Origin of the sequence: Streptomonospora wellingtoniae, assembly GCF_031845375.1 — a bacterium.
Lineage (GTDB): Bacteria > Actinomycetota > Actinomycetes > Streptosporangiales > Streptosporangiaceae > Streptomonospora > Streptomonospora wellingtoniae.
The window spans coordinates 18,660-40,018 of the sequence record NZ_JAVREK010000009.1; the positions used below are offsets into that span (position 1 = coordinate 18,660).

15 protein-coding genes are annotated in these 21,359 nt (G+C 74.4%); 10 read left to right on the plus strand and 5 right to left on the minus strand.

Going from position 1 to position 21,359, the window contains the following annotated elements:
* Positions 1 to 25 precede the first annotated feature (25 nt).
* A complete protein-coding gene (locus tag RM446_RS10320) occupies positions 26 to 475 on the plus strand; it encodes a spore-associated protein (RefSeq protein ID WP_311544992.1) in 450 nt (149 codons plus the stop codon).
* Between the two features lie 179 nt (positions 476 to 654).
* Positions 655 to 1,116 (plus strand): PPOX class F420-dependent oxidoreductase, encoded by a 462-nt coding sequence (locus tag RM446_RS10325; protein ID WP_311544993.1) that lies wholly within the window; start codon positions 655 to 657, stop codon positions 1,114 to 1,116.
* Between the two features lie 37 nt (positions 1,117 to 1,153).
* Here RM446_RS10325 and eccCa read toward each other — a convergent pair whose 3' ends face one another.
* Positions 1,154 to 5,065 (minus strand): type VII secretion protein EccCa, encoded by a 3,912-nt coding sequence (eccCa, locus tag RM446_RS10330; protein ID WP_311545133.1) that lies wholly within the window; start codon positions 5,063 to 5,065, stop codon positions 1,154 to 1,156.
* Positions 5,066 to 5,413: 348 nt separating this feature from the next.
* Here eccCa and eccD point away from each other — a divergent pair, with 348 nt between their 5' ends.
* Complete coding sequence (gene eccD / locus RM446_RS10335; protein WP_311544994.1) at positions 5,414 to 6,763, plus strand: type VII secretion integral membrane protein EccD; 1,350 nt, start codon at positions 5,414 to 5,416, stop codon at positions 6,761 to 6,763.
* Between the two features lie 74 nt (positions 6,764 to 6,837).
* Here the strand turns inward: eccD and RM446_RS10340 are convergent, their stop codons facing one another.
* The 4 genes from RM446_RS10340 to RM446_RS10355 form a co-directional block, all read right to left on the minus strand.
* The gene (locus RM446_RS10340) at positions 6,838 to 9,369 is read right to left on the minus strand and encodes a TPR repeat region-containing protein (protein ID WP_311544995.1); all 2,532 of its coding nucleotides are present in this window, start codon (positions 9,367 to 9,369) and stop codon (positions 6,838 to 6,840) included.
* A gap of 97 nt (positions 9,370 to 9,466) precedes the next feature.
* Positions 9,467 to 9,826 (minus strand): hypothetical protein, encoded by a 360-nt coding sequence (locus RM446_RS10345; RefSeq protein WP_311544996.1) that lies wholly within the window; start codon positions 9,824 to 9,826, stop codon positions 9,467 to 9,469.
* A 165-nt stretch (positions 9,827 to 9,991) separates the two neighbouring features.
* Positions 9,992 to 12,586 carry a TPR repeat region-containing protein gene (locus RM446_RS10350; protein WP_311544997.1) on the minus strand — a complete coding sequence of 865 codons (2,595 nt, stop codon included), beginning with the start codon at positions 12,584 to 12,586 and terminating at the stop codon, positions 9,992 to 9,994.
* Between the two features lie 48 nt (positions 12,587 to 12,634).
* Entirely contained in the window at positions 12,635 to 13,048 is a 414-nt protein-coding gene (locus tag RM446_RS10355; protein WP_311544998.1) for a hypothetical protein, read from the minus strand.
* A gap of 551 nt (positions 13,049 to 13,599) precedes the next feature.
* Here RM446_RS10355 and RM446_RS10360 point away from each other — a divergent pair.
* From RM446_RS10360 to RM446_RS10390, 7 genes are all read left to right on the plus strand, one after another.
* Positions 13,600 to 13,944, plus strand: a complete 345-nt coding sequence (locus RM446_RS10360) for a hypothetical protein (RefSeq protein WP_311544999.1) — start codon at positions 13,600 to 13,602, stop codon at positions 13,942 to 13,944.
* Between the two features lie 14 nt (positions 13,945 to 13,958).
* Positions 13,959 to 14,255, plus strand: coding sequence for a WXG100 family type VII secretion target (locus RM446_RS10365; RefSeq protein WP_311545000.1), 297 nt, complete (start codon positions 13,959 to 13,961; stop codon positions 14,253 to 14,255).
* 25 nt (positions 14,256 to 14,280) lie between these two features.
* On the plus strand, positions 14,281 to 14,718 hold the full coding sequence (locus tag RM446_RS10370) for an ABC transporter permease (protein WP_398694889.1): 438 nt from the start codon (positions 14,281 to 14,283) through the stop codon (positions 14,716 to 14,718).
* Positions 14,719 to 14,966: 248 nt separating this feature from the next.
* A complete protein-coding gene (locus RM446_RS10375) occupies positions 14,967 to 15,941 on the plus strand; it encodes an AAA family ATPase (protein WP_398694938.1) in 975 nt (324 codons plus the stop codon).
* A complete protein-coding gene (locus RM446_RS10380; protein WP_311545002.1) occupies positions 15,941 to 17,068 on the plus strand; it encodes a DUF58 domain-containing protein in 1,128 nt (375 codons plus the stop codon). Before RM446_RS10375 ends, RM446_RS10380 begins: the two co-directional genes overlap by 1 nt.
* 56 nt (positions 17,069 to 17,124) lie before the next feature.
* Positions 17,125 to 19,371, plus strand: a complete 2,247-nt coding sequence (locus tag RM446_RS10385) for a transglutaminase-like domain-containing protein (RefSeq protein WP_311545003.1) — start codon at positions 17,125 to 17,127, stop codon at positions 19,369 to 19,371.
* A 70-nt stretch (positions 19,372 to 19,441) separates the two neighbouring features.
* Positions 19,442 to 21,346: a protein kinase domain-containing protein gene (locus RM446_RS10390; protein ID WP_311545004.1), complete on the plus strand. Its 1,905-nt coding sequence runs from the start codon at positions 19,442 to 19,444 to the stop codon at positions 21,344 to 21,346.
* Positions 21,347 to 21,359: the final 13 nt, after the last annotated feature.

Genomic DNA, 21,359 nt, shown 5'->3' on the forward strand with positions numbered 1-21,359 from the left:
CACGACAGAGGCGGAGGGAGCGGACGTGGCGAACACGCGACGATCCGGGCGGGCCTGGTTCACCGGGGCGGGCGCGGTGGCGGCGGCCGCCGCGACGCTGGTCCTGTCCTCGGCCACCGTCGCCGAGGGCGCCGACCCGGCGCAGGTGTGCTCGGACGGTGCCGGAGCCCAGGGCAGCGAGTACACGCAGCCCGCCAACCAGAAGGCGATCCCCGGCGGGCAGGGCACCCTGTACCTGTACTACGACCCCGCCACCGGCATCAACTGCGCGATCACCATGGGCGCGGTGTCGGGGAGCACCTACATGGACGTCGGGCTCCGGCGGCACGGCGCAGGCCAGGGATATTGGGACTCGGGAACCTTCTCCGACTACGCGGGGCCGGAATACGTCAGCGCGAAGGGCATCTGCGTCGACTTCACCGGTGCCGTGGGCGACCGGTCGGCGACCGTGACCAACACCAACTGCGGCGAGTGAGAGCACGACGGCGCCTGCGGTCGGGCACCCGGCGCCGCGCCCCGCGGCGGCTCCGCTCCGGGGCGGGACCGGTATAGGGTTCCAGGCGTGATCGCCGCGCCCCGGGCAGCGGTCCCGCCGCGGGGGCGGGGGAGGGGCGGGGTACCGACCGCCCGCAGCCAGTGTGGAGGAGCATCCGGATGAGCCCGTCGACCGCCACCAACACCCGCGTCACCCGCGAGGAGTTGCACGACTTCGTCCGGCCCCGCCACCGCGCGATCCTGATCACCCGCCGCGCCGGCGGCGAGCCGCAGGCCTCGCCGGTGACCTGCGGACTCGACGGCGCGGGGCGCATCGTCGTCTCGACCTACCCCGAGCGCGCCAAGACCCGCAACGCCGCGCGCGACCCGCGGGTGAGCGTGCTGGTGCTCTCCGAGGACTTCGACGGCCCCTGGGTGCAGGTCGACGGCAGCGCCGAGGTCCTCGACGGCGAGGACGCCGTGGAACCGCTCGTCGAGTACTTCCGGGTGATCTCCGGCGAGCACCCCGACTGGGAGGAGTACCGCGACGCCATGCGCAGGCAGGGCAAGTCGCTGGTGCGCGTGACCCCCGAGCGCTGGGGCCCGGTGGCCACCGGCGGGTTCCCGGCCCGGCTGGCCTGAGCACCGGGCCGGGGCGGTCCGCCGCCCCGGCCCGCGGCTACTCGGGCGGCTCGGACCAGGCCACCTGCACCTGCTCGGGCGGTCGGCCCCGGCGGGCGATCAGGGCGCGGCCCTGCGGCAGGCGGCGCGAGGCCACACCATTGGCGATGCGCCCCTCCATCCGGTCCCCGGAGAACAGCACGCCCGGGGTGGCCATGTCGCTCAGCGTCTGCGCGACGGGCTCGTACACCGCCCGCGAGCTGCCGCCGGTGCGGCGCGCGGTGACCAGGTGCAGGCCCAGGTCGGCGCCCTGGGTCAGGAACTCCGCCAGCGGCGCCAGCGGGTTGTTGCGCCCGGCGACGAGGTCGAGGTCGTCGACCACCACGTACAGCTCCAGGCCCTTCCACCAGCTGCGCTCGCGCAGCTGGCGCGGCGTGACGTCGGGGCCGGGAAGCCGTTCGCGTACGGAGGAGGCCAGTTCGGCGGCCACCGCCTTGGTGTGCTCGGGGCCGGTGCTGTAGGCCAGCAGGTGGTCTTCGCCCACCAGCCCCAGGTGGGCGCGGCGGTAGTCGACCAGCACGACGCCCACCTCGCTGGCCGGGCGGGCGATGATCTGCCGCAGCAGGGCGCGCAGCAGCGTGCTCTTGCCCGTCTGCGGGTCGCCGAAGACCACCAGGTGGGGGTCCTCGTCCTGCCGGTACACCGCCGGGGCGAGGTCGCGCTCGCCCATACCCAGCACCAGGCCGGGCCCGCTGTGGGCCGGCAGCAGCTCGTCGAGGCCGACGCCGGCGGGCAGGACGCGAACCGGGGGGACCGCCCGCCGCCGCGGCCACCGGTCGGCGATGCGGGCGATCGCGTCGCGCACGCCCTCGCCGAGGTCGGCGTCCTCCTCCGAGCCGTCCAACCGCGGCAGCGCCACCTGCAGGACGCTCTCGTCGGCGCGCAGCGCCCGCCCGGGGACCTCCTTGGGCAGCTGCTCGGCCTGCTTGCGCCCGATCTGGGAGTCGAAGGGGTCGGACAGGCGCAGCTCCAGGCGCCCGCCGAACAGCGCCTGCAGCTTCGTGCGGATCTGGGAGTTGGCGGCGCCGGTCACGACGGTGTGCACGCCCAGCGACGGCCCGCGCGAGACGACGTCGGTGAGGATGTCGTCGGCGTCCTCGACGGCTTCGCGGACCCCCGCCCAGCCGTCGACGAGCAGGAAGACGTCGGCGAAGATCCCCTCGGGCACCGAGCCGTCGGCGCGGCCGCGGCGCAGCGCGGCGGGGGAGTCGATCCGGGACCTGCGGAACACGCGCTCGCGCTGGTCCATCAGGTTGCGCAGGTCGGCCAGCACCCGGTGCACGCGCTCGGGGTCGGAGCGCCCTGCCACGCCCGCGACGTGCGGCAGGTCCTCGAACGGGGCCAGAGAGCCGCCGCCGAAGTCGATGGCATAGACCGCGATGCGGCCGGGCGGGTAGCGCCAGGCCAGGCTCGCGATCATGGTGCGGATCAGGGTGGACTTGCCCGACTGCGGGCCGCCGAGCACGATGATGTTGCTGGCGCCGCCGGTGAAGTCCAGCGCAGCGGCCTCCTGGCGCTGCTCGCGGGGGATGTCGGTGAGCCCCACGATCGCCGCGGCCTCGGCCGGGTCGGGCTCGACGGGACTGCCGTCGGGGGCGGTGGCCTCCTCGTCCAGCCGCCTCAGCAGCTCGTCCAGCGAAACGCGCTCGGGCAGAGGAGGCAGCCACACCGGACGCACCGGCGCCGCATTCGCCTCCACGAGCCGCCGGATGGCCACCTGCAGCGTGCTGGGCGCCTGGCCGCCGTCCGGCTCCGCCGCGGCGGAGTCCTCCTCGTCCGCGGCCGGGCTCCGCCCCAGCAGCCCGTCGAGGCCGTTGAACGAGATCAGCGGCAGCACCGGGGCGTCCTCGCCGGAGTCCTCCGCCGGAGGCGCGTAGGGCTGGGAGACCATCGCCGCCTTGAACCGCTCGAACACCGAGGTGTCGACCTTCAGGTATCCCGACCCGGGTTCGGGCGGCAGGTGGTAGGCGTCGCCCACCCCGATCGCCTCGCGGCTCTCCCCCTCGGAGAACGTGCGCAGCCCGATCCGGTAGGACAGGTGCGACTCCAGCCCCTTGATCTTGCCGGAGTCCAGGCGCTGGGTGGCCAGCAGCAGGTGCACGCCGATGGAGCGGCCGATGCGGCCGATGGCCACGAACAGCTCGGCGAAGTCGGGGTGGGCGGTCAGCAGCTCTGAGAACTCGTCGATGATGACGAGCAGGTGCGGCAGCGGCTCCAGATCGGGACGCTGTCCGGCGCGCAGCGTCTCGTAGGCGTGCAGGTTGGGCAGGTTGCCGACATCCTTGAGGATCTGCTGGCGCCGCATCAGCTCGCCGAACATGGCCTCGCGAAACCGCAGCACCAGGCTGTCGTCGTCGGCGAGGTTGGTGACCAGCCCGGCACTGTGCGGCAGCGCGTCGGTGTCGGCGAAGGTGGCGCCGCCCTTGAAGTCGACGAGCAGCAGCGCCAGGTGCTCCGGCGGATGGCCGATGACCAGCGATGCCACCAGCGTGCGCAGCATCTCCGACTTGCCCGAGCCGGTGGCCCCCACGACCAGGCCGTGCGGGCCCATGCCGCCGAACGCCGACTCCTTGAGGTCCAGCAGCACCGTGGAGCCCGAGGGGCCCACGCCGATGGGCACCCGCAGGAAGTCGCCGGCGCTGCGCGGCCGCCAGGTCGAGCGCGGATCCAGCTGGGCGACGTCGGGGACCCCCAGGACGGCGCCCAAACCGACCGTGGAGTGCAGCGCGTCGCCGCTGTCGGCAGCCGCCAGCCGCATCGGCGACAAAATGCGGCCCAGCGTGGTCAGTTGGGCGACGTCGGCCCGGTCGGCCCGGCCCTCCAGCGGCGTACCCGCGGCGGGCGGGCCGGGTGCCCCGGCGGCCTCCGGCTGCTGCGCCGCCTCCGACGCGTCCTCGGCCAGTCGGCCGTCGGCGTCGACCCGCAGCCGCAGGTCGACCGTTCCCGGTTCCTCGCGCCGGTCGCCGACCAGCACGATCAGGTGGATCCCGATGTCGGCGAGCGAGGCGACGGGGGGTTCGGCCGACAGCCCCGACAGCGTGGACTGGAACTCGCCGTCGACGACGACCACCAGCCGCTGGGTGCCCGGACCCGGCGGGAGGTTGCGCCGCCGCTGCATGTCGATGGTGCGCTGCTCGATCTCGGCCGAGAGCAGCTCGGTCATCTCCACGGTGTTGGAGGTGACCAGCCGGGCCGGCAGCGGACCGTCGCGGCCGCCGTCGAAGGCGCCGTGCGGCAGCCACTTCAGCCAGTCCCACTCGGCCAGCAGCCGCGAGTGGCGCACCACGCCCACCCGCACGTCCTCGGGCGCGCAGAACGTCGCCAGCTGCGCGACCATCGCCCGGGCGGCGGCCCGGCCCGCCGCGCGGTCGCCGACGAGGGAGACCACGCCGTGCTCGCCGAGCGGGACCACCAGCGGCTGCTCGGACACGTGGGCGTAGAGGTCGACGATCTGCTCGGCGATGCCCTGGCACACCGGGTCGTAGGCCACCAGGGGGTTGGAGGTGTCGATGTTCAGGTTCAGCCGCCGGGCCAGCGGCCGGGTGCCCTGGCCCACCCGCAGGTGCAGGAAGTCGGGGTCGGAGGCGCGGCGCTCCCAGCGGCGCTGGGTCTGGCGGGCGGGCTCGGTCAGCAGGTGGGGCGCGGGATGCCGGAAGGCGGCCGCCCGGCGCTGGATGCCGGCGACCTCCCGCACGGTCCCGCGCAGGTGGTCCAGGTAGTCCAGGTAGCGCTCGCGCTGCTCGCGGATGCGCTTGCGCGGGCCGTTGTGCTGGGAGATGAACATGATGACGCCCACCGCCACGCTGGCCAGCATGATCATCACGCCGGCCACCGCGTACAGCGGCCGGTTGCCGAAGGTGATCGTCATCAGCAGCGAGCCCGACCCGGTGATGATCGGCATCATGATCATCGCCGAGGAGCTGGTGGCGGGCGGGTTCTCCGGCAGCTGCGGTGGAGTGGCGATGACCAGCGGGGACTCACCGGGATCGGGGACCGCATGGCGGGCGGGCCGGTGAATCAGCGTCGTCGACACGGCGACCCCTTCTCTACACCCGCCCGAGGCCGGGAGATCGAGTACGAACCAGTTGCTAACGTGATGATCCCGCGTGGCCGCCGCATCGCACAATCGGACGGCGGCCGGTTGTGGACGGCGCCGCGGCTCGACGGCGGCCCTACGGCGGACAGGGGCCGCCGGGGTGCGGCCGGACCGCCGGCGATCGGCGCCGCGGGGCCCAGCGGTGCACGAACGGAGGAGCGGGTGAGCGGATACTGCCGGGTGACGGTGACCGGGCCGCAGCGGTGGGCGGACCTCGCCCTGCCGGGGACGGTCCCGGTGGCGAGCCTGCTGCCGCAGGTGGTGCGGGTGTGCTCGCCGGAGACCGACGGCCTGGAACCCGCGGGATGGACCCTGACCACGGCCGAAGGAGCCGCGGTGCGCCCCGACCTGACGCTGGAGCACGCCGGGGTCTTGGACGGCGACGTGCTGCTGCTGCGCCGCGAGACCGCACCCGAGCGCCCTGCCTTCGTCGACGACGTCCGCGGCGCGGTGGAGGACCGGGTCGACGGCGCCGCGCGCATCTGGCGTGCGCCCGTCGGCCTCGCCTTCGGGCTGGTGCTGGCCGCCGTCGGCCCCTTGCTGCTGGCCGCCGGCATGGCCGCCGTACGCCAGAGCCCGGTCGACCTCGCCGTCGCCCCGGCCGGGCTGCTGGTGTCGCTGGGCGCCATGTGGCTGGCGGCGCGGCGCTCGATGACCGGCGTCGCCCACACCGTGCTCGCCGCCGCCTGCGGCTGGGGAGGGCTGACCGCGGCGCTGGCGGCGCTGCAGATGAGCGGGTCGGCGGCGCCGGCGCCCGTGGTGCCGGCCGCCTTCGCCTGCGCCGGCGCGCTGGCCGCCGCCGCGGCGGGCTGGTGGGTGCACAGCACCGCTCTGCCCTACTTGGCGGCGCTGGGCGTGGCCACGGTCGCGGCCGGCGTCCTGGTCGCGGTGGGACTGTTCGTCGACGGGGCGCTGGGCACGCGGGTCATGGCCGTGCTGCTCGTGCTGGGTGTGGGCGCCCTGCCGCGGCTTGCGCTGTCGATGGGCGGACTGTCGGGCCTGGACTACGAGGTGCGCCATGTCGGCCAGACCGACACGCCCCGCTTCGAGGAGAGCATGGCCAACAGCGACCGGCTGCTTCTGGGCGCGCTGCTCGGGGCCGTGGCGAGCGCGGTGGCGATGGTGCTGCTGCTGGTCGTGGCCGGCGACGGCCGGGCCGACCTCGTCCTGGCGGCGCTGGTCTCCTTCGTCCTGCTGATGCGGTCGCGGCTGTTCGACCGGGTCCGCCACGTCCTGCCGCTGCGGGTGGGCGGCGTCGCGGGCCTGTCCGCCGCCGCGGTGGGCGCCGCCTCCGGCTCGGAGCAGATGCTCGCGCTGCTGCCGGCGGCGGCGCTGGCGGCGGGCGTCGCCGTTGCGGCCCTCAGTTGGGTGGAGCTGGCCGAGGTGCCGCGCGCCTCGCTGCGCCGGATCCTCAACGGCGTCGAGATCGTGGCGGTCGTGGGACTGTGCGTCGCCACCGCCTGGGCACTGGGCCTCTACACGGCGGTGACCTCGATCTCCCTCGGCGGCTGATCCCGCCGGCCGGACTGGCCTTCACCGTCGATCTTGTAGCCAACGTGAGGGAAAGCGATTTCCAGTGACGATGGCTACAAGATCGACGGGGCCGAGTCGGCGAGGTCCTCGGTCGTCGGCTGGTTGCGGCGCAATCGCCCCCGCTTGACGGTGTCGGCGTAGCGCTGGGCGTCGTGGGCCTCCGGATCTCCCAGCAGCTGCTCCCAGGCGTCGCGCTGGGCGTCGATCAGCTCCGGGTCGTAGAGCTCTTCCGCCTTCAGCGCGCCGGTCAGCTCGCCGCGCAGTTCGTCCTGGATCCCCGCGAGCTCGTCGACCGTCTCCTGCAGCTCCGCAGCGTCGCCCTGCGCGGCGTGGCGGTCGTACTCGGCGCCCAGCTCCCGGTAGCGGCGATAGGCGGGCAGGTCGCCGGGATCGAGCCGGTCGTCGGCGACGGCGGCGTCGGCCAGGCCCACCAGGCTGTGGTACTGGATGTCGCCGGCGCCGCGTGTGGTGGGAAGCCTCGGCGTGTAGTCCGAGCCGGCGGAGGGGGCCTCCCAGAGGTAGTGGCGGCCGAACCGGACGACCTCGTGGGCGATCCCGGTCGCGGCCTTGGCCGCCGGGTTGCGCAGGACGAAGTTGTTCAGCAGCTCCTTGGTGATGCCCGAGGCCAGCGCGACGCCGCGCCGGTCGGTGGTCACGGCGCCCTGCTCCGCCGCCGCGTCCTCGGCGGCGAAGTGCTCGCGCGCGAGCGCCTCGTCGAGCACGGCGAGGTCGTAGAGTCCGCGCAGCCGCCCGGTCTCGCCGCCGACGACCGCGGCGTCGGCTCCGTCCTCGACCAGGTCCGCGAAGCGCCGCGACTGGTAGCCCTGCACCGCGGCGCTGAGGTCGTTGGCCGCCTCGGTGTCGCCGGCGGCCAGCATCCAGAAGCGCACCCGGTCGGCGCTGTTGACCTTGAGCGACCCGCCGCCGTACTCGGTGGGGCCGAGGCGGCCCTCCTGGGCGAAGGGCGCGATGTGCAGCTCCGCCACGTCGGCGAGGCCGCGCGCCGCCTCGGGGTTGAGCATGCCCAGGTTCATGCCGGAACCGGTCACCGTGTTCCCGCCCGACAGCAGGTCGAAGGTGTCCTGGTCGTGGGCGAGGCCGCGGATCAGGCCGGCCGCCGCCTCGTCTGCGAGCTCGCGGCGGTCGGGGTCGCTGCGCACGTCCTCATAGGACATCCAGTCGGTCAGCTCGCGCAGGGTCCGGCCGTCGTCACTCCAGGGGAAGGCGTAGAGGCCGCGCACGGCCCGCTGGGCGCCCCAGCCCTGAGGATGGTCGACGGCTCCGGTGAAGAGGCCGTGGACGGAGTCCTCGTTGCGCGCGGCCACCGACAGCATCATGCGGAAGGGGCCGTCCCGCCGGTCCTCGACGGCGTCGCCGTGGGTCTGGGCGTAGTCCTGCAGCTTGTTGCCCAGCGTCGTGGCGAGGATCTCGGAGAACTCCCGGCCTCCCGCGATGCCCGGGTTGGTGAACGCCAGCAGCCGGTCCAAGAGTGGCGCCCGAGTCTCCCGCCAGCCGTAGACGGGCCACCGGGCGCCGTCGTAGTCGATGCCGCCGGAACCGGACGCCACCGACCGGATGCTGGGCGGCAGCGCGTCCCAGCCCCCGCCGCGGTCCTCGTCGGACAGGGTGAGCAGCCCGTCTCCCAGGGCACCGAGCAGTTCGTTGCGGGCGCGCTCGCTCAGGCCGCCGTTTCCGTGGACCTCCCGCACCAGGGTGAGCATGGTGGGCGGGACCTCGCCGTCGACCGGTTCGGTGTCCAGCACGCGGTAGAACTCCTCGAGGAAGTCCATCTCGGCGCGGGGCAGCCGCTCGCGGCCGCCGTGGGCGCCCTGCCACCACCCCTTCCGCGTCAGCGCGCCGAGCGCGGCCACGATCTCGGCGTAGCGGGCGTCCACCGGTCTGTCCCCGGTGAGGTAGTCCCGCAGCTCCTCGGCCCAGCGGGCGGCCCGCTCCTCGGCGAGCGGCAGCGGAGGGTCGCTCCAGCCCATGTTGTGCGGCGCCCATCCGAGACGCCCCTGGCGCACCAGCGTGCGGACCGTGTCGTCGGTGGGGCCGTCGCGCAGCTGTGTGGCCCGCGCGCGGGCGCGGCGCTCGAACTCCTCGCGGCTCGTCCGCTCGCGCGACTCCAGGTCGGCGACGGCGCGGATGCGCCCCGCCGACCGGTCCGCCGCGAACGCCTCCCCCGCCGAGGGCAGGCCCTGCGCGGCGCGGTCGCTCTCCTCCTGCGAGGAGTACTGCCGCATCCGGGCGCCGAAGTCGTCGGCCCGGGCCTGCTCCCACTCGTCCTCAAGCTCGGCGATGCGCGCCGTGAACCAGCGCACGTCGCTCGCCCAGCCCTCGGTGACGCCCGCGGCGTAGACCGCGGCGAAGGAGGCCTTCTGCCAGGCGGTGGTGCTGTAGCCGCTCTGCTCGCGGATCCCCTCGGCGACCAGGTCGCTGAACTGGACCGCCGCGGAGGTGAGGACCGGTTTCAGCTCCTCGGCCGACCGGCCCAGGATCCGGCCCGCGACGTTGTACAGGTCGACGGCGCGGTCGTCGATGGCCTCCGCGTCGGCGTCGGTGCCTTCGGGGTCGAACGAGCTCATGGCGGCCTCCGGTAGCGGGTTTGGCCGGTGCGCGGCCGTGCGTTCACAGTCCGGCGCGGCGGGGAATTCGAGGGCGGGGTGCGCGTGCGGGCCGCCGTCAGTGGCGGGGGCTGTAGGGCGATGTCCGCCCGTCGATCCGCTCGGCTAGGAGGGCGCGGGCCGTCCGAAAGCCGGCGTCCGCGCCGTCGTCGGCGGCTCCGGCGCGCTCGCCTGCGGCAGCGATGTTGCCGGCGAGATCGGTGCCGTACTCCTGCACGTCGCGGATCCACGGTGCCGCCAGCTCTAGGAACGCCGCGTAGCCCTCCCGGCACAGCGGCTCGGCCGCGTCTTGCCCGGCCTGCTCGACCAGGGTCTGGAAGTCCGTGCTCAGTCCCGTGAACGTGTCGGCGACGGCCTCGGCGGCACCGCCCCGCTCGACCGCATCGCCGGGGTTCGCCCCGACCGGCCCACTGCCCATGCCGCCCCCCTCCGCCGACGATCCGACCGCACCGGGGGTGGCGCCGCCGGTGCGCAGAACACGCGCACACTAGCCGGGTGCGCGCTCCGGTCGGCGAAGCCGCGGTGAACGCGGGGGGAAGAGTGGCGGAGGGGCTGAATGGCGCGTGTCGACGGCTCGGCCGGGCTACTTCTGGTCGGCCTGCTCCTGGTCGTCCAGATTGACCCTGTTGTAGAGGTCGTCCCAGACCTCGTCGTACTTTTCGCGGTACCGGTCGGAGTAGCGCTCGGCGCGCTCCAAACCGTCCTGGATGGTGTCGCGGTCGCCCGTCCGATCGTCCTGGTTCAGCGCCAGGTCGTCCAGGGCGTCGGACACGTCGTTGACCGTCGACGCCCGATCCCGCTCGTCTTCGTCCTTGAAGTCGTAATAGGTGATGACGTCACCCTTGTCGTCGATGAGGTCGGGGGAGACCTCGGCGATGGAGGAGGCGTCGACCTCGCCGCCGCGTACGAGTCTGTCGAGGGTGTCGAGCTGGATCTTGTAGCGGAGGTTCGAGTCGTTGTAGGTCTGTCCGTACTTGTTCGGCGCATAAGGGTGCGGGGTTTCGCCCGGCGTTTCCTGAGCCAACGTCATGGGAGCCTGGTAGTTGGGCGCCAATTCCTGTTGGTTGACCCGCATGTCGTACTCCTGGAAGCCGACTCCGGCGCCGAAGAACAACGTGGCGACGCGCGTAGAGGCATACGCCGCCTGGAAGCCCTTTCCCGCGAAGTTGGTACCCGCGTATGCGGCAGTCCGCGCGATTGCCAGCCAGCGGTCGCGGTTTTGCTGCTCCAGTTCCTGGCGGTCGAGATCGTCGCCGGTGCGGTCCAAGGACTCCGCGGTCAGGGCGGAGTCCAGGAGCGCCCGGAGCGTGCCGTTGCGCAGGCCGGCATCGGTTGGTCCGGCCTGTTCGGCGGCGACCGCCTGCGTGCCCGCGAGATCCATCGAGTTGGCGCCGGAGAAGAGGCGGGAAGCCGCCCCCTGGTCGGCCATGGCGTACTCGAAGAAGCGTGTCCGGGCCTCGTAGCTCATCTCCATCCGTCCCGTTCCGGGGTCGATGGAGAACCCGTCCGGCGAATCCGGATCGCTCAGATCGTCCAGATAGGTCGTCGCGACGTTGCCGAAGCTCTGCGCGATGCGCGGATTCACGAGGCCGACCGCCGCGTCGGTCACCTCCCGACCGCCCGCCTCGACCGTGATGCCCGTGTCGATGAGTTCGTCGCGGAGGCCGCCCTCACCGGCCGTGGTTTCGATCAGCCCGAGAGCGGCCTCACGCGCCATCTCCTGCCGCGCTTCGTCGTCGCTGTTCGCGGCTTCGGGGATCCAGTCGGTCAGCCCGGCGACCCCGGCGCCGTCGTCCTCCCACTCGTGGGTGTAGAGGCCTTTGAGGGCGTTGGCGTTGCGGTCGAAGGTCGGGTTGTCGTGTTCTCCGGTGAGGATGCTGTGGTCGGCCTGTTCGTTGCGAGTGGTCACCTCGAGCAGGGAGCTCAGCGAGCCGTCCCACATATGCTCCTGCTGGTCGATGGCGTTGAGGTGGTGCCCGGCGCTGGTGGTGACGTTGGCCGAGAACTCGACGCCGCCCTGGAGCTCGGGATCGGCCCGTCCCAGCAGGCGTTCCAAGCCCTCCGCCTCGCGCATCCAGGCGCGCGCGTTCTCCTCGGCGGAGTGGGTAGCGCCGGGGGCGTTGTTGGGGTAGGGCTCGCCGTCGGCGAACCGCTGGATGCTGGGCGGCAGGTCGTCGTAGGAGCCGCCCAGGCCTTCGTCGGAGAGTACGAGCAAGCCGTTGGCGAGCGCCGACCAGGTCTCTTCCCTTACGGGGTCGGAGGTGTCGTGCTCCAGCCCCTGGCCGTAGTTCGTCTGCGGGTCCGTGTTGTCGGGCAGGAACAGCATCCCGCGCGTGCTCTGGTCCTCGATCCCGGCGTAGAACTCCTTCAGGAACCCGATCTCACTGGCGCGGAGGTTGTTGCTGCTCAGCCGCTGATTCGGGTTGGCGCGGTCGAGGCCCTGGAGCGCGACCGCCTTGTTGGTGATGGCGGTCAGCGCCGCGACGATCTCGAAGTAGCGGGCGTCTGGCTCCTTGCCGTCGAGGTAGGCCCCCATGTCCCGGGACATCGACTCGGCTTCGGCCTTGGACACAGGCAGCGGCGGGTTATCGCCCGGGCCGAGGATGTTGTATGCGGCCCAGCCGAGCGCGCCGGCGTCGACCAGCTTCGCGACGTGGGCGGGCTCCGGTCCGTCCTGCAGCATCCGCTTGCGCTCGCGGCCGGTCTCGTTCAGGTCCTCCAGGCGGGTCTGGGCCATGGTCTCGAACTGGCGGACGAGGTTGGCTCTGCGCTTGTCCTCGGCGATGGTCGCAGAGGGCTCGCCCGACACGCTGTTGCCCGCGTTCAGCGCGGTCTCGAAGTCGGCGACGAGTCGGGCGCGGTCGTTCTTGTAGTCGATGACGTCGTCGGCCCACCGGTCGCCCACCCCGGCGGCGAAGCTGATGTTCATGCAGGTCTTGCGCCACAGCGCGTCGTTGTACTCGCCGCTGTTGCTGATGTCCTGGGTGACGAGGTCGGAGAACTCCATGGCGGCGCCGGTGACGACCGAGCGCATGTCGCCGGAGCGGCCCACGATGCGGCCCGTGAGGTCCCACAGCCAGTTGGTGCCCTCGCGCAGAGCGCTCACGTCGGTCTTCGCCTCGGGCGGGTTGAATAGCGGATGGGAAGCGGTGGCCGTCTCTTGGTCGGGGGTTCCCATGAAGGCTGTCACTCCTCTGTCGGCGGACGGTCCGGGGGCGTCTGGGGCCTAAGGGGAGTACCTGGCGGTGTCGTCGTTGACGTGGCGGTTGAGCAGGCCCTGCATCGGGGTGTCGTAGTCGCCCCGGCCCTCTGCGGCCTGCTCCTGGTACTGGTAGCCGACTCCGTAGTAATAGGTCTCCGCCTCGGAGTCCGTGCGGGTGATCCGGGTCGAGCCGGCCTGGATGTTGCCGCCCATGCGCTCGCCGTGGGTCTGGATCTCCGACATCTGCACCGCGTGGTCCGCACCGAAGGAGGAGAAAGCGCCCTTGATGCCCTCGTCCGCCGCCACCGCGTCCAGGAAGTCCACGGCCGTGGTGAAGCTGTGCTTGAGACCCTGGAACGTCTCGGCGACGGTGACGGCTTCGCCGCCCCTGCTGCCGGCGTCGTTCGGATTGGCCCCGACGCCTTCCTCGCCAGCCATTGGGACCTCCTATTCCGCATTCCGTCCGGTGGACATGAGGATTCCTGGAGCGGTTTCATCTCCACCGATTCGCGTTTTCGGTGTTTCGAGGGTAGCCGATCACCCGCCGTTCACCTGATCGCCCCCCGCGAGCGGATCGATTCCGCCGGTCGGCGCATTCTGCGGCGCCGCCGGCTGCGAGCCGCGGCCCGACCACAGGCCGGCGCAGCGAAGCGCGGACCGCCCGGACTCGGAAGCAGTCGGCCGGCCGTGCGGCCGCCGGCGCCGCGGTGACCGTTTCCGTACGATTGCGAATCGGTTCCGAATTGAGCGCGGCGAACCCCTGCGGGAAGGGCCGGAAATCCTCCGGGCGGGTGCCTGGATCGGCCGCCCCGCCCGGCGTTGACACCCGACTGCGTGGTTAACTAGCTTCGATTAGCCGAATCGTCCGAAACGGCGGAAGCAGTCGACCCGCCCCGACGGGGACCACCGCATGCGCGGCCGCGCTGTCGAACCGTGCGCCGCACAGGCCGGCGGTCGGATGTGCGGGGGCATCAGGAGAGGACGGGCCTATGTCAGAGCAAGTCGGTGCCGAACAACGCAATGCCCTTCATACCGGCGCCGAGCAGGTGGCGCAGGGCGGCCAGGGCATCCGCGACCGGGTCCAGGCGCTGCTCAACGACCTCGAACAGGACCAGGCGGCGCTGCGCGGCAACGCGCTCAAGGCGTTCCGCGACGGGCAGGCCGAGCTCGTCGTCGCCATGAACACGCTGACCGACTGGTGCGGCAAGTACGGCGTCAACCTCGACCTCGGCGACGCCCGGCTCGACCAGACCGACGTCGACAGCGAGCAGGAGTACTCCGAGGCCCGCTCGGAGTTGTCCTCCTTCACCCTCTCCCGCTCTCCCAACGCCTAAGCGAGGACTCCACCATGTCCGTCAGTGGTTTCGAGGTCGGCGCCGACATCGCCCGCCTCCAGCAGCTGAGCGCCGACCAGCAGCAGTACCTGGCGCGGTTCCGCGGCATCATGTCCGACCTCCACCAGCAGGCGAACGACCTGGTCACGCGCTGGGAGGGCGGCAACGAGGAGTACAAGGCCCGCGCCGACGAGTTCAACGCCGCATTCGAGATGGCCAACCGCGGCTTCGCGAAGATGATCGACGCCACCGACGGCGCCGTCGACGGCTGGAGCCAGACCCGCAACTACCTGAACGACCTGTTCACCTGAACCGCCGCGACCCGCGAACCCCACCGTGTCCGACACCGGCCCCCCGACGCCGACGCAGTCCGGTCCTCCGGCTCAGCCGCCCCTGCCCGACGCTTTCCAGGCCACGCCCAACGCCGAGAGCTACGTGCTGCAGGCCGACGCCCTGCGGCGGCGGCAGCTGCGGGCCGCCCTGCTGTACGGCTCCAGCCGATACTGGCGGCGCAGGCAGCGGGTGTGGCCCGCGGTCATCGCGGGCGGCATCCTCGCCGCGGTCCTGGCGGGCGTGATCGTGGTGGCCGGCGCCTTCGACGCGCAGCAGGTCATCAACGACGAGCGCCGCCAAGGGCTGGACGAGCCCGCGACCACGGGCTCCCCGCAGCCGTCACCGCCGGTCGTGGGCGAGAACGCCTCGCCCGCCTCGGGCGTCCCGGCGGCGCAGGAGCCGGGGCGCGGCACCCCCGGATCGGACCCGGCCGTACGCTGACCGCCCCGGAGCCGCTGCCCGGTGCGCGCGCCGCGCGGGGGACGCCGAGCACCTCCGCGTCCCGGCGCAGGCGGGTCCCGCCACGGCCGCCGCCGGCGCCGCAGCCCCCGTGCGCCCGGGGCACGGCGGGCGCTGAGGCATGATGGCAGCCCCGACCCTCCCGACCGAGACCCGTCGAAAGACCCTCTGTGACCAACCACGTTCCCGCCGGACCCGCGCCCGACGCCGCGGGCGGCACCGCCGGACCCGTGACCGCGGACGAGGCGGCCGTCCACGCCGACGAGTTCGACGGCATCGCCTCCGCCGTCGAGGCGGCCGTCTTCGGCAAGACCGAGGTCGTGCGCCTGGCCCTGGTCGCGATGCTCGCCCAGGGCCACATCCTGCTGGAGGACGTCCCCGGCACCGGCAAGACCACGCTCGCCCGCGCCATCGCGGCCTGCGTCGACGGCCAGTGGCGGCGGGTGCAGTTCACACCCGACCTGCTGCCCTCCGACGTCACCGGCGTCACCGTGTTCAACCAGGGCACCCGCGAGTTCGAGTTCCACCCCGGCCCGGTGTTCGCCAACGTCGTCGTCGCCGACGAGATCAACCGCGCCTCGCCTAAGACGCAGTCGGCGCTGCTGGAGGTCATGGAGGAGGGCATGGTCACCGTCGACGGCTCGCGCTACCTGGTCCCCTCGCCGTTCCTCGTCGTGGCCACCCAGAACCCGGTCGAGATGGACGGCACCTACCGGCTGCCCGAAGCCCAGCTCGACCGGTTCCTGATCCGGCTGTCCCTGGGCTACGCCGAACACGCCGCCGAGCTCGCCATCATCCGCGGCGACGGACTCACCTCGCCCGACGACCTGGCGCCGCGCACCGACGCCGAACGGATGGCCCGCATCGCCCGGGCCGCCCGCCGCGTGCACGTCCACGACTCCGTCTACGAGTACGTCCTGCGCCTGGCGCACGCCACGCGCGAGCACGCGGCGCTGAGCGTCGGCCTGTCCACTCGCTCCACCGTGGCCATGGCCCACATCGTGCGCATCCTCGCCCTCACCTCGGGCCGCACGTTCGTCAACCCCGAGGACGTCAAGCGGCTGGCCCCGCACGTGTGGGCGCACCGCCTGGTGCTCTCGCCCGAGGCGTCGGTGGGCGGGCGCACCGGAGCCGACGTGCTCGGCGAAGTCCTGGAGGAGACACCGGCACCGCAGCCGCGGTACTCGGGGGCGGCGGGCCGCTGATGCCGACCGGACGGGGATGGCTGGTCGCGGGCACGGGCGCGCTGCTCCTCGCCGCCGGCGTGGTATCGGCCTATCAGGAGCTGGCGCTGCTGGGCGGGCTCGCCCTGGTCGCCGTCCTGGCCGCGGTTCTGCTGGTGGGCCGCCCGCCCGAGGTGGTGACCGAGCGGTCGATACCCAGTCGCCGCAGCGCACCCGGCGCTGAGCTGCGGGTGCGGCTGAGCGTGCGCAACCCGGGGCGGCGCGGCGTGCAGGTCAGCGAGCGGATCGCGGGGGCGGGCGGAGAGCGGGCCCTCGGGCTGGCGCCGCTGGCGGCGCGCGCCGCCGGCGGCTCGGGATATCGGATCGCCGCCGCGCGCCGCGGTGTCGTCGAGCTGGGGCCGGTGCGGGCCGGGCGCAGCGATCCCTTCGGCCTGGCCGCCCTCCACCGCCCGTGCGGCGGTGCCGACCGGATCTGGGTGCACCCGCGCTGGGAGCGGCTGCGCGCCGTCCCGGTGGGCCGCGTCGCCGACCCCGACGGCGCCGTGGACGGAGCCCGCGCCGGTACGCTCACGTTCCGCACCCTGCGCGACTACGTCCCCGGCGACGACCTGCGCCACGTCCACTGGCGCAGCTCAGCGCGGCTGGACAAGCTCGTCGTGCGCGAGTTCGTCGACACCTCCCAGACGCGGGTGTGCGTGCTGGTCGACGACCGCCCCACGCCCGGCGGTGACACGCGGCTCGACGAGGTCGCCGGCGCCGCCGCATCGATCCTGGCCACTGGAGTCCACGCTGCGCTGCACTGCGAGCTGCACCTGGTCAGCGGCCGCGGCCGGGAGAGCACCGCCGGGCTGGCGCCCCTGCTGGACCTGCTCGCCGAGGCGGCGCCCTCCGCCGAGGCCGACCTGGGGCGTGCCCTGCGCCTGGCCCGCACCCGGCCGGCCGGCGACACCGCGGTGCTGGTCAGCGGTGCGCTCAGCGACGCCGACGTGCGGCTGTTCGGCCAGTTGGGCGTCCACTACGCCGGGCTGTTGGCCGTGGTCGTGGGCGCCGAGGAGCGTCCGGCCGCCCCCGCCGGGCTCACCCTGATCACCGCCGGCGACGCCGCCGGATTCGCCGACCGCTGGAACGAGGCGCCATGGTCGCGGTGACCGACCCGCCCCACCGGGCCGCCGGTCCCGCGGCGCCGCCGCGGCGGGAGCCGCCCGTGCCCCGCACGCCGCCCGGGACGCGGACGCTGCTCACCGCGGCCGCGCTGTTCGTGGCGGCGTCGGCCGGCGGGGTGGCGGTCGCGCCCGGCTACGCGGCCCCCGCGGCCGTCTACGCCATCCTGCCCGCCTGCGCGCTGGCCGCGGTGTCGGCGACCCTGCTGCTGCGCGGCCGACTGAGCGGCCCGGCCGCGCTCCTGGCGGGCCTGCCCCTGCCGCTGGCCGCGGTCGCCGTCTGCGCCTACCTGCTGCCCGGCGAGGGCGCGGGGGTGCTGGGCGGCGCCGCCGAGGCGGTGCTGCACTCGGGGGCGCGCATCCTCACCAGCGCCGCGCCCACGCCGCTGAGCGTCGACACCCTGGCGCTGCCGATGCTCGCCACCTGGCTGACCGGCGCGGCCCAGGCGCTGGCCCACCGCAGCGGGCGGACGGGGCTGGCCCTGCTGCCGGGCCTGCTGCTGCTCGTGGGCGCGGTCGTGCTCAACGGCCCCGTCGCGCCTCCCGGGTTCGCCGCCATCGGCATGCTGGCCGCGGCGGCGGCGCTGCTGATGGCTTTCGGCGCCCCGGGGGAGGGAGCGGGCGCCCCCGCCGGCGCGGACGGGGGGCCGTCCCCGGCGCTGACCGTGCGGGTCGAGCCGGCCGCGCACCGCTCCGGCTCAGCTGCCCTGCGCCGCGCCGTGGTCACCGGGCTGGCCACCGTGCTCGCCGCCGCCGCGACGGTCTTCGGCGGCCCGGTGCTTCTCGCCGGCTGGGACGCTCGGCCCGGCGATCCCCGCGCGGTGCTGAGCCCTCCGGTGAGCCCGCAGGCGGCGCTCAACCCGCTCGGCTACCTGGCCGGATGGGCGGCCGATCCAGACGAGCCGCTGCTCACCGTCGCCGCAGCCGAGCCGGTCGACCTGCGCTGGGTCGCGCTCGGCGACTTCACCGGCACCACCTGGCTGCCCGAAGGCGGATACCGCGCCGCCGGGCGTGTGCTGCCCGAGCCGGTGCCCCCGCCGCCGCACGCCCGCCGGGCCACCGCCGAGATCACGGTCGACCCGAACCTGCCGGGCACCTGGGTGCCGGTCGTCGGCGCGCCCCGACGCGTCGACCTGCCCTCGCTCGGCTACGCGCCGGTGTCGGGCACCGTCGTACGCATGGAGGGTTCCCTGGACGAGAGCACCTACCGGACCGTCGGCGACGTCGCCCGCTGGCGGCCCGGGGAGCTGGCCGAGGCCGCCACGCCGGCCGGCGCGGTCTTCGACCGCTACCGTGAACTGCCCGCCGGCGCGCCGCCGGTCCTCAACGACATCGTCGGCTCCGTCGCCGCCGAGGGTCCGCCTTACCAGCGAGCCCGGGCGCTCGCCCGTTACCTGCGGGAGTCCCACTCCTTCGACCCGCACACCCCCGGCGGGCACGGCTACGCCAACGTCGCCGCGATCCTCGCCGAGCCCGGGCAGAAGGGCGGGGGAGGAACCTCCGAGCAGTTCGCCAGCGCCTTCGCGATGCTCGCGCGCGCCGCGGGCCTGCCCAGCCGCGTGGCCGTCGGCTTCGGGCCCGGCACCGACGAGGGCGGCGGCCGCTACCAGGTGCGCACGGGCGACGCCGTGGCGTGGGGCGAGGTCTACTTCGACGGCGTCGGCTGGGTCCCCTTCGCCGTCACCCCCGGCGGCGAGGACAGCGAGGACACCGGCGGAGCGCCCGAGAGCGCCCCCGAGCCCGAGGAGGCCGACGCCGCCCAGGACGGCGACGACCCCGGTGCGGACGCCGACCCCCACGACGTCGCCGCGCCCCCGAGCCGCTCCAACGGAGGCTGGTGGCGGCCCGCGGGTGCCGCCGCGGCGGGCGCCTTCGCGCTCGTGCTGGCCGTGCCGGTCCTGAGGCTGGCCCGCACCGGTCGGCGCCTGCGCAGCGGGACCGCCGAAGCGCGGGTGCTGGGCGCCTGGCAGGAGCTGCGCGACGCCTTGCGGATGTGCCGTGCGGCGCCGCCGCACGGCCACACCGCCACCGACACCGCCGCGCTGGCGGGCCGCCTGCTGCCCGAAGTCGCGCGGGCCGAGGCGCGGCCCGACCTGGACCGCCTGGCCGCCGCCGTCAACGTCGTCTCCTTCGGCGGCGCAGCGCCCGGCGCCGGGATCGACGACGCCGCCGCCGACCGCATCGCCGGAGGCGCGCGCCGCCACGTGCGCGCACTGCGCGCGAGCCGCGGCCGCGGCAGAAGGCTCACCTGGTGGCTCGACCCCCGACCCCTGTTCTGGAGGAACCGATGAGCGACCGACCGGCGGGCGGGGCGGCACGCGCACCGGAACGCCGGCGCGACCAGCGACGAGGAGGACGCCGATGAGCGGCGCGGAGCACGACAGCAGCCTGGCCCCGGGCTTCCACTCCCTGGAGGTCGTGCACCGCGGCGCGGCCTCCACCGTCTACCGGGCCCTGCGCGACGGCAGCGGAGAGCCCGCCGCGCTGAAGGTCATGCGCGACGACGGCGGCGAGGCGGAGATCGAGCGGCTGCGCGAACTCGCCCGGCTTCCCGGCATGGTCGCGGTCCTGGGCCGCGGGCGCACCTCCTCCGGACGCGCGTTCGTCGCTATGGACTACTGCCCCGATGGCGACTACGCCGCCAACCTGCGGCGGCGCCATCCCCTGCCGGTGGAGGAGGTCGTGCGCGCGGGGGTTTCCGCGGCGTCGGCACTGCACGCCGTCCACGAGCAGGGGCTGCTGTACCACGGCGTGGAGCCGGGGAACCTGCTGCGGTGCCCCGACGGTGCGGTGCTGGCCGACGCGGGCGCGGTGCGCCCGGCCGGGGAGCCGTTCCCGGCGCCGGGCCCCGACCCCGACGCCGTCCTGCACGCGCCGCCGGAGGCGCTGCGCGGCGAGTCGGCCGCACCGGCCTCCGACGTCTACCGGCTCGCCTCCACGCTGTGGACGCTGCTGGCCGGGTATCCGCCCTTCGGTGAAGGGCCGGACCAGGAGCGCGTCGACCCGTTCGACTACCGGGACAAGGCGCTCGGCGCCGCACCGCCGCGGCTGCCGCGCGCCGACCTGCCCGGCGCTCTGCGCCCGGTGTTCGGGCGGGCACTGGCCAAGGCCCCGGACGAGCGCTACGCCACGGCCGCCGACTTCGCGGCCGCCCTCTCCGGCGACGCGGTCGCGCACGCCGCTCCGGCGGGGGAGCGCGCACCGGAACCGGAACCGGACCCGGGCGCCGCCGCGGAGTCGGCGGCCGACACCGTCGCCGGAGCGGTGCCGGAGGGACCTGCTCCGCCTCCGCGGTCCGACGCCTCCGGCGAGGAGGAGCGTGGAGGGGCGGCGGAACCGGCCGGGCACGGGGCGGCGGCTTCCGGCCCGGCCCCCTGCGGCGACGGAGTGGATGCCCCCGCTCGCGGCCCCGGCGACGGATCCGCGCAGTGGGCGCACGCCGTGCAGGAGGCCGTGGACACGCTGCGCGGCACGGGCGGTCAGCCCGGCGCCGGAACCGGCACCGGCGGCGGCCCCGCGGCGCCCGGCGGACTGCCCGAGGACGCCTGGGCCGGACTGGCGGGCTGGACGGGCTCGCACGACCCGCACGCCCCGCACACCGGCGCGTCCGGCCACGGTGCGGGCTCGGCAGGGCTCCCCGACGGCTCCGGTGCGACTTCGTGGAGCGGCGGGGGCGGCCTGCCCTTCGCGGCGGCACAGGAGCCCGGTCCGACGTTCGCTCCGCCGCAGGCCCCCGCGGCTCCGGAGCCGCCCGCCGCTCCGGCCGCCCGGCCCGTGCGGCGCCGCCCGCTCTACATCGCCGTGGCCGTCGTGGCCATCGGATTCGTGGTCGTCACCGTCGGCGCCGTGGCCATCCTGCGCCCCGGCCTGGGCGGCGACCTCATGGAGCAGGCCGGGGCGGGCGAGGGCCCCTCGCCGGCTCCGAACGGTGGATCGGGCGCCTCCGGCGGCCCGAGCGGCCCGCCGGCGCCTGCGGCGGGGACGAACCCGGCGGCGGCGCCCACCGGAGTGGCGCTGGACGACAGCGGCGACACGGTGGTCGTGACGTGGACCGACAACAGCGGGGGAGGCGCCTCGCACCACGTCATCGGCGGACCGGTGGGCACCACGCCGGCCAACCTCGCCGACGCCGAGGCCGGCGCGACGGAGGCCACCGTGAGCGGCCTGAACGCAAGCCAGGAGTACTGCTTCACGGTCGTCGCCGTGCTGAGCGTGGACGAGATCGCGCGTTCCGACGAGGTCTGCACCGAGCGCGGAACGGGCTAGCGAGATCGCCGGC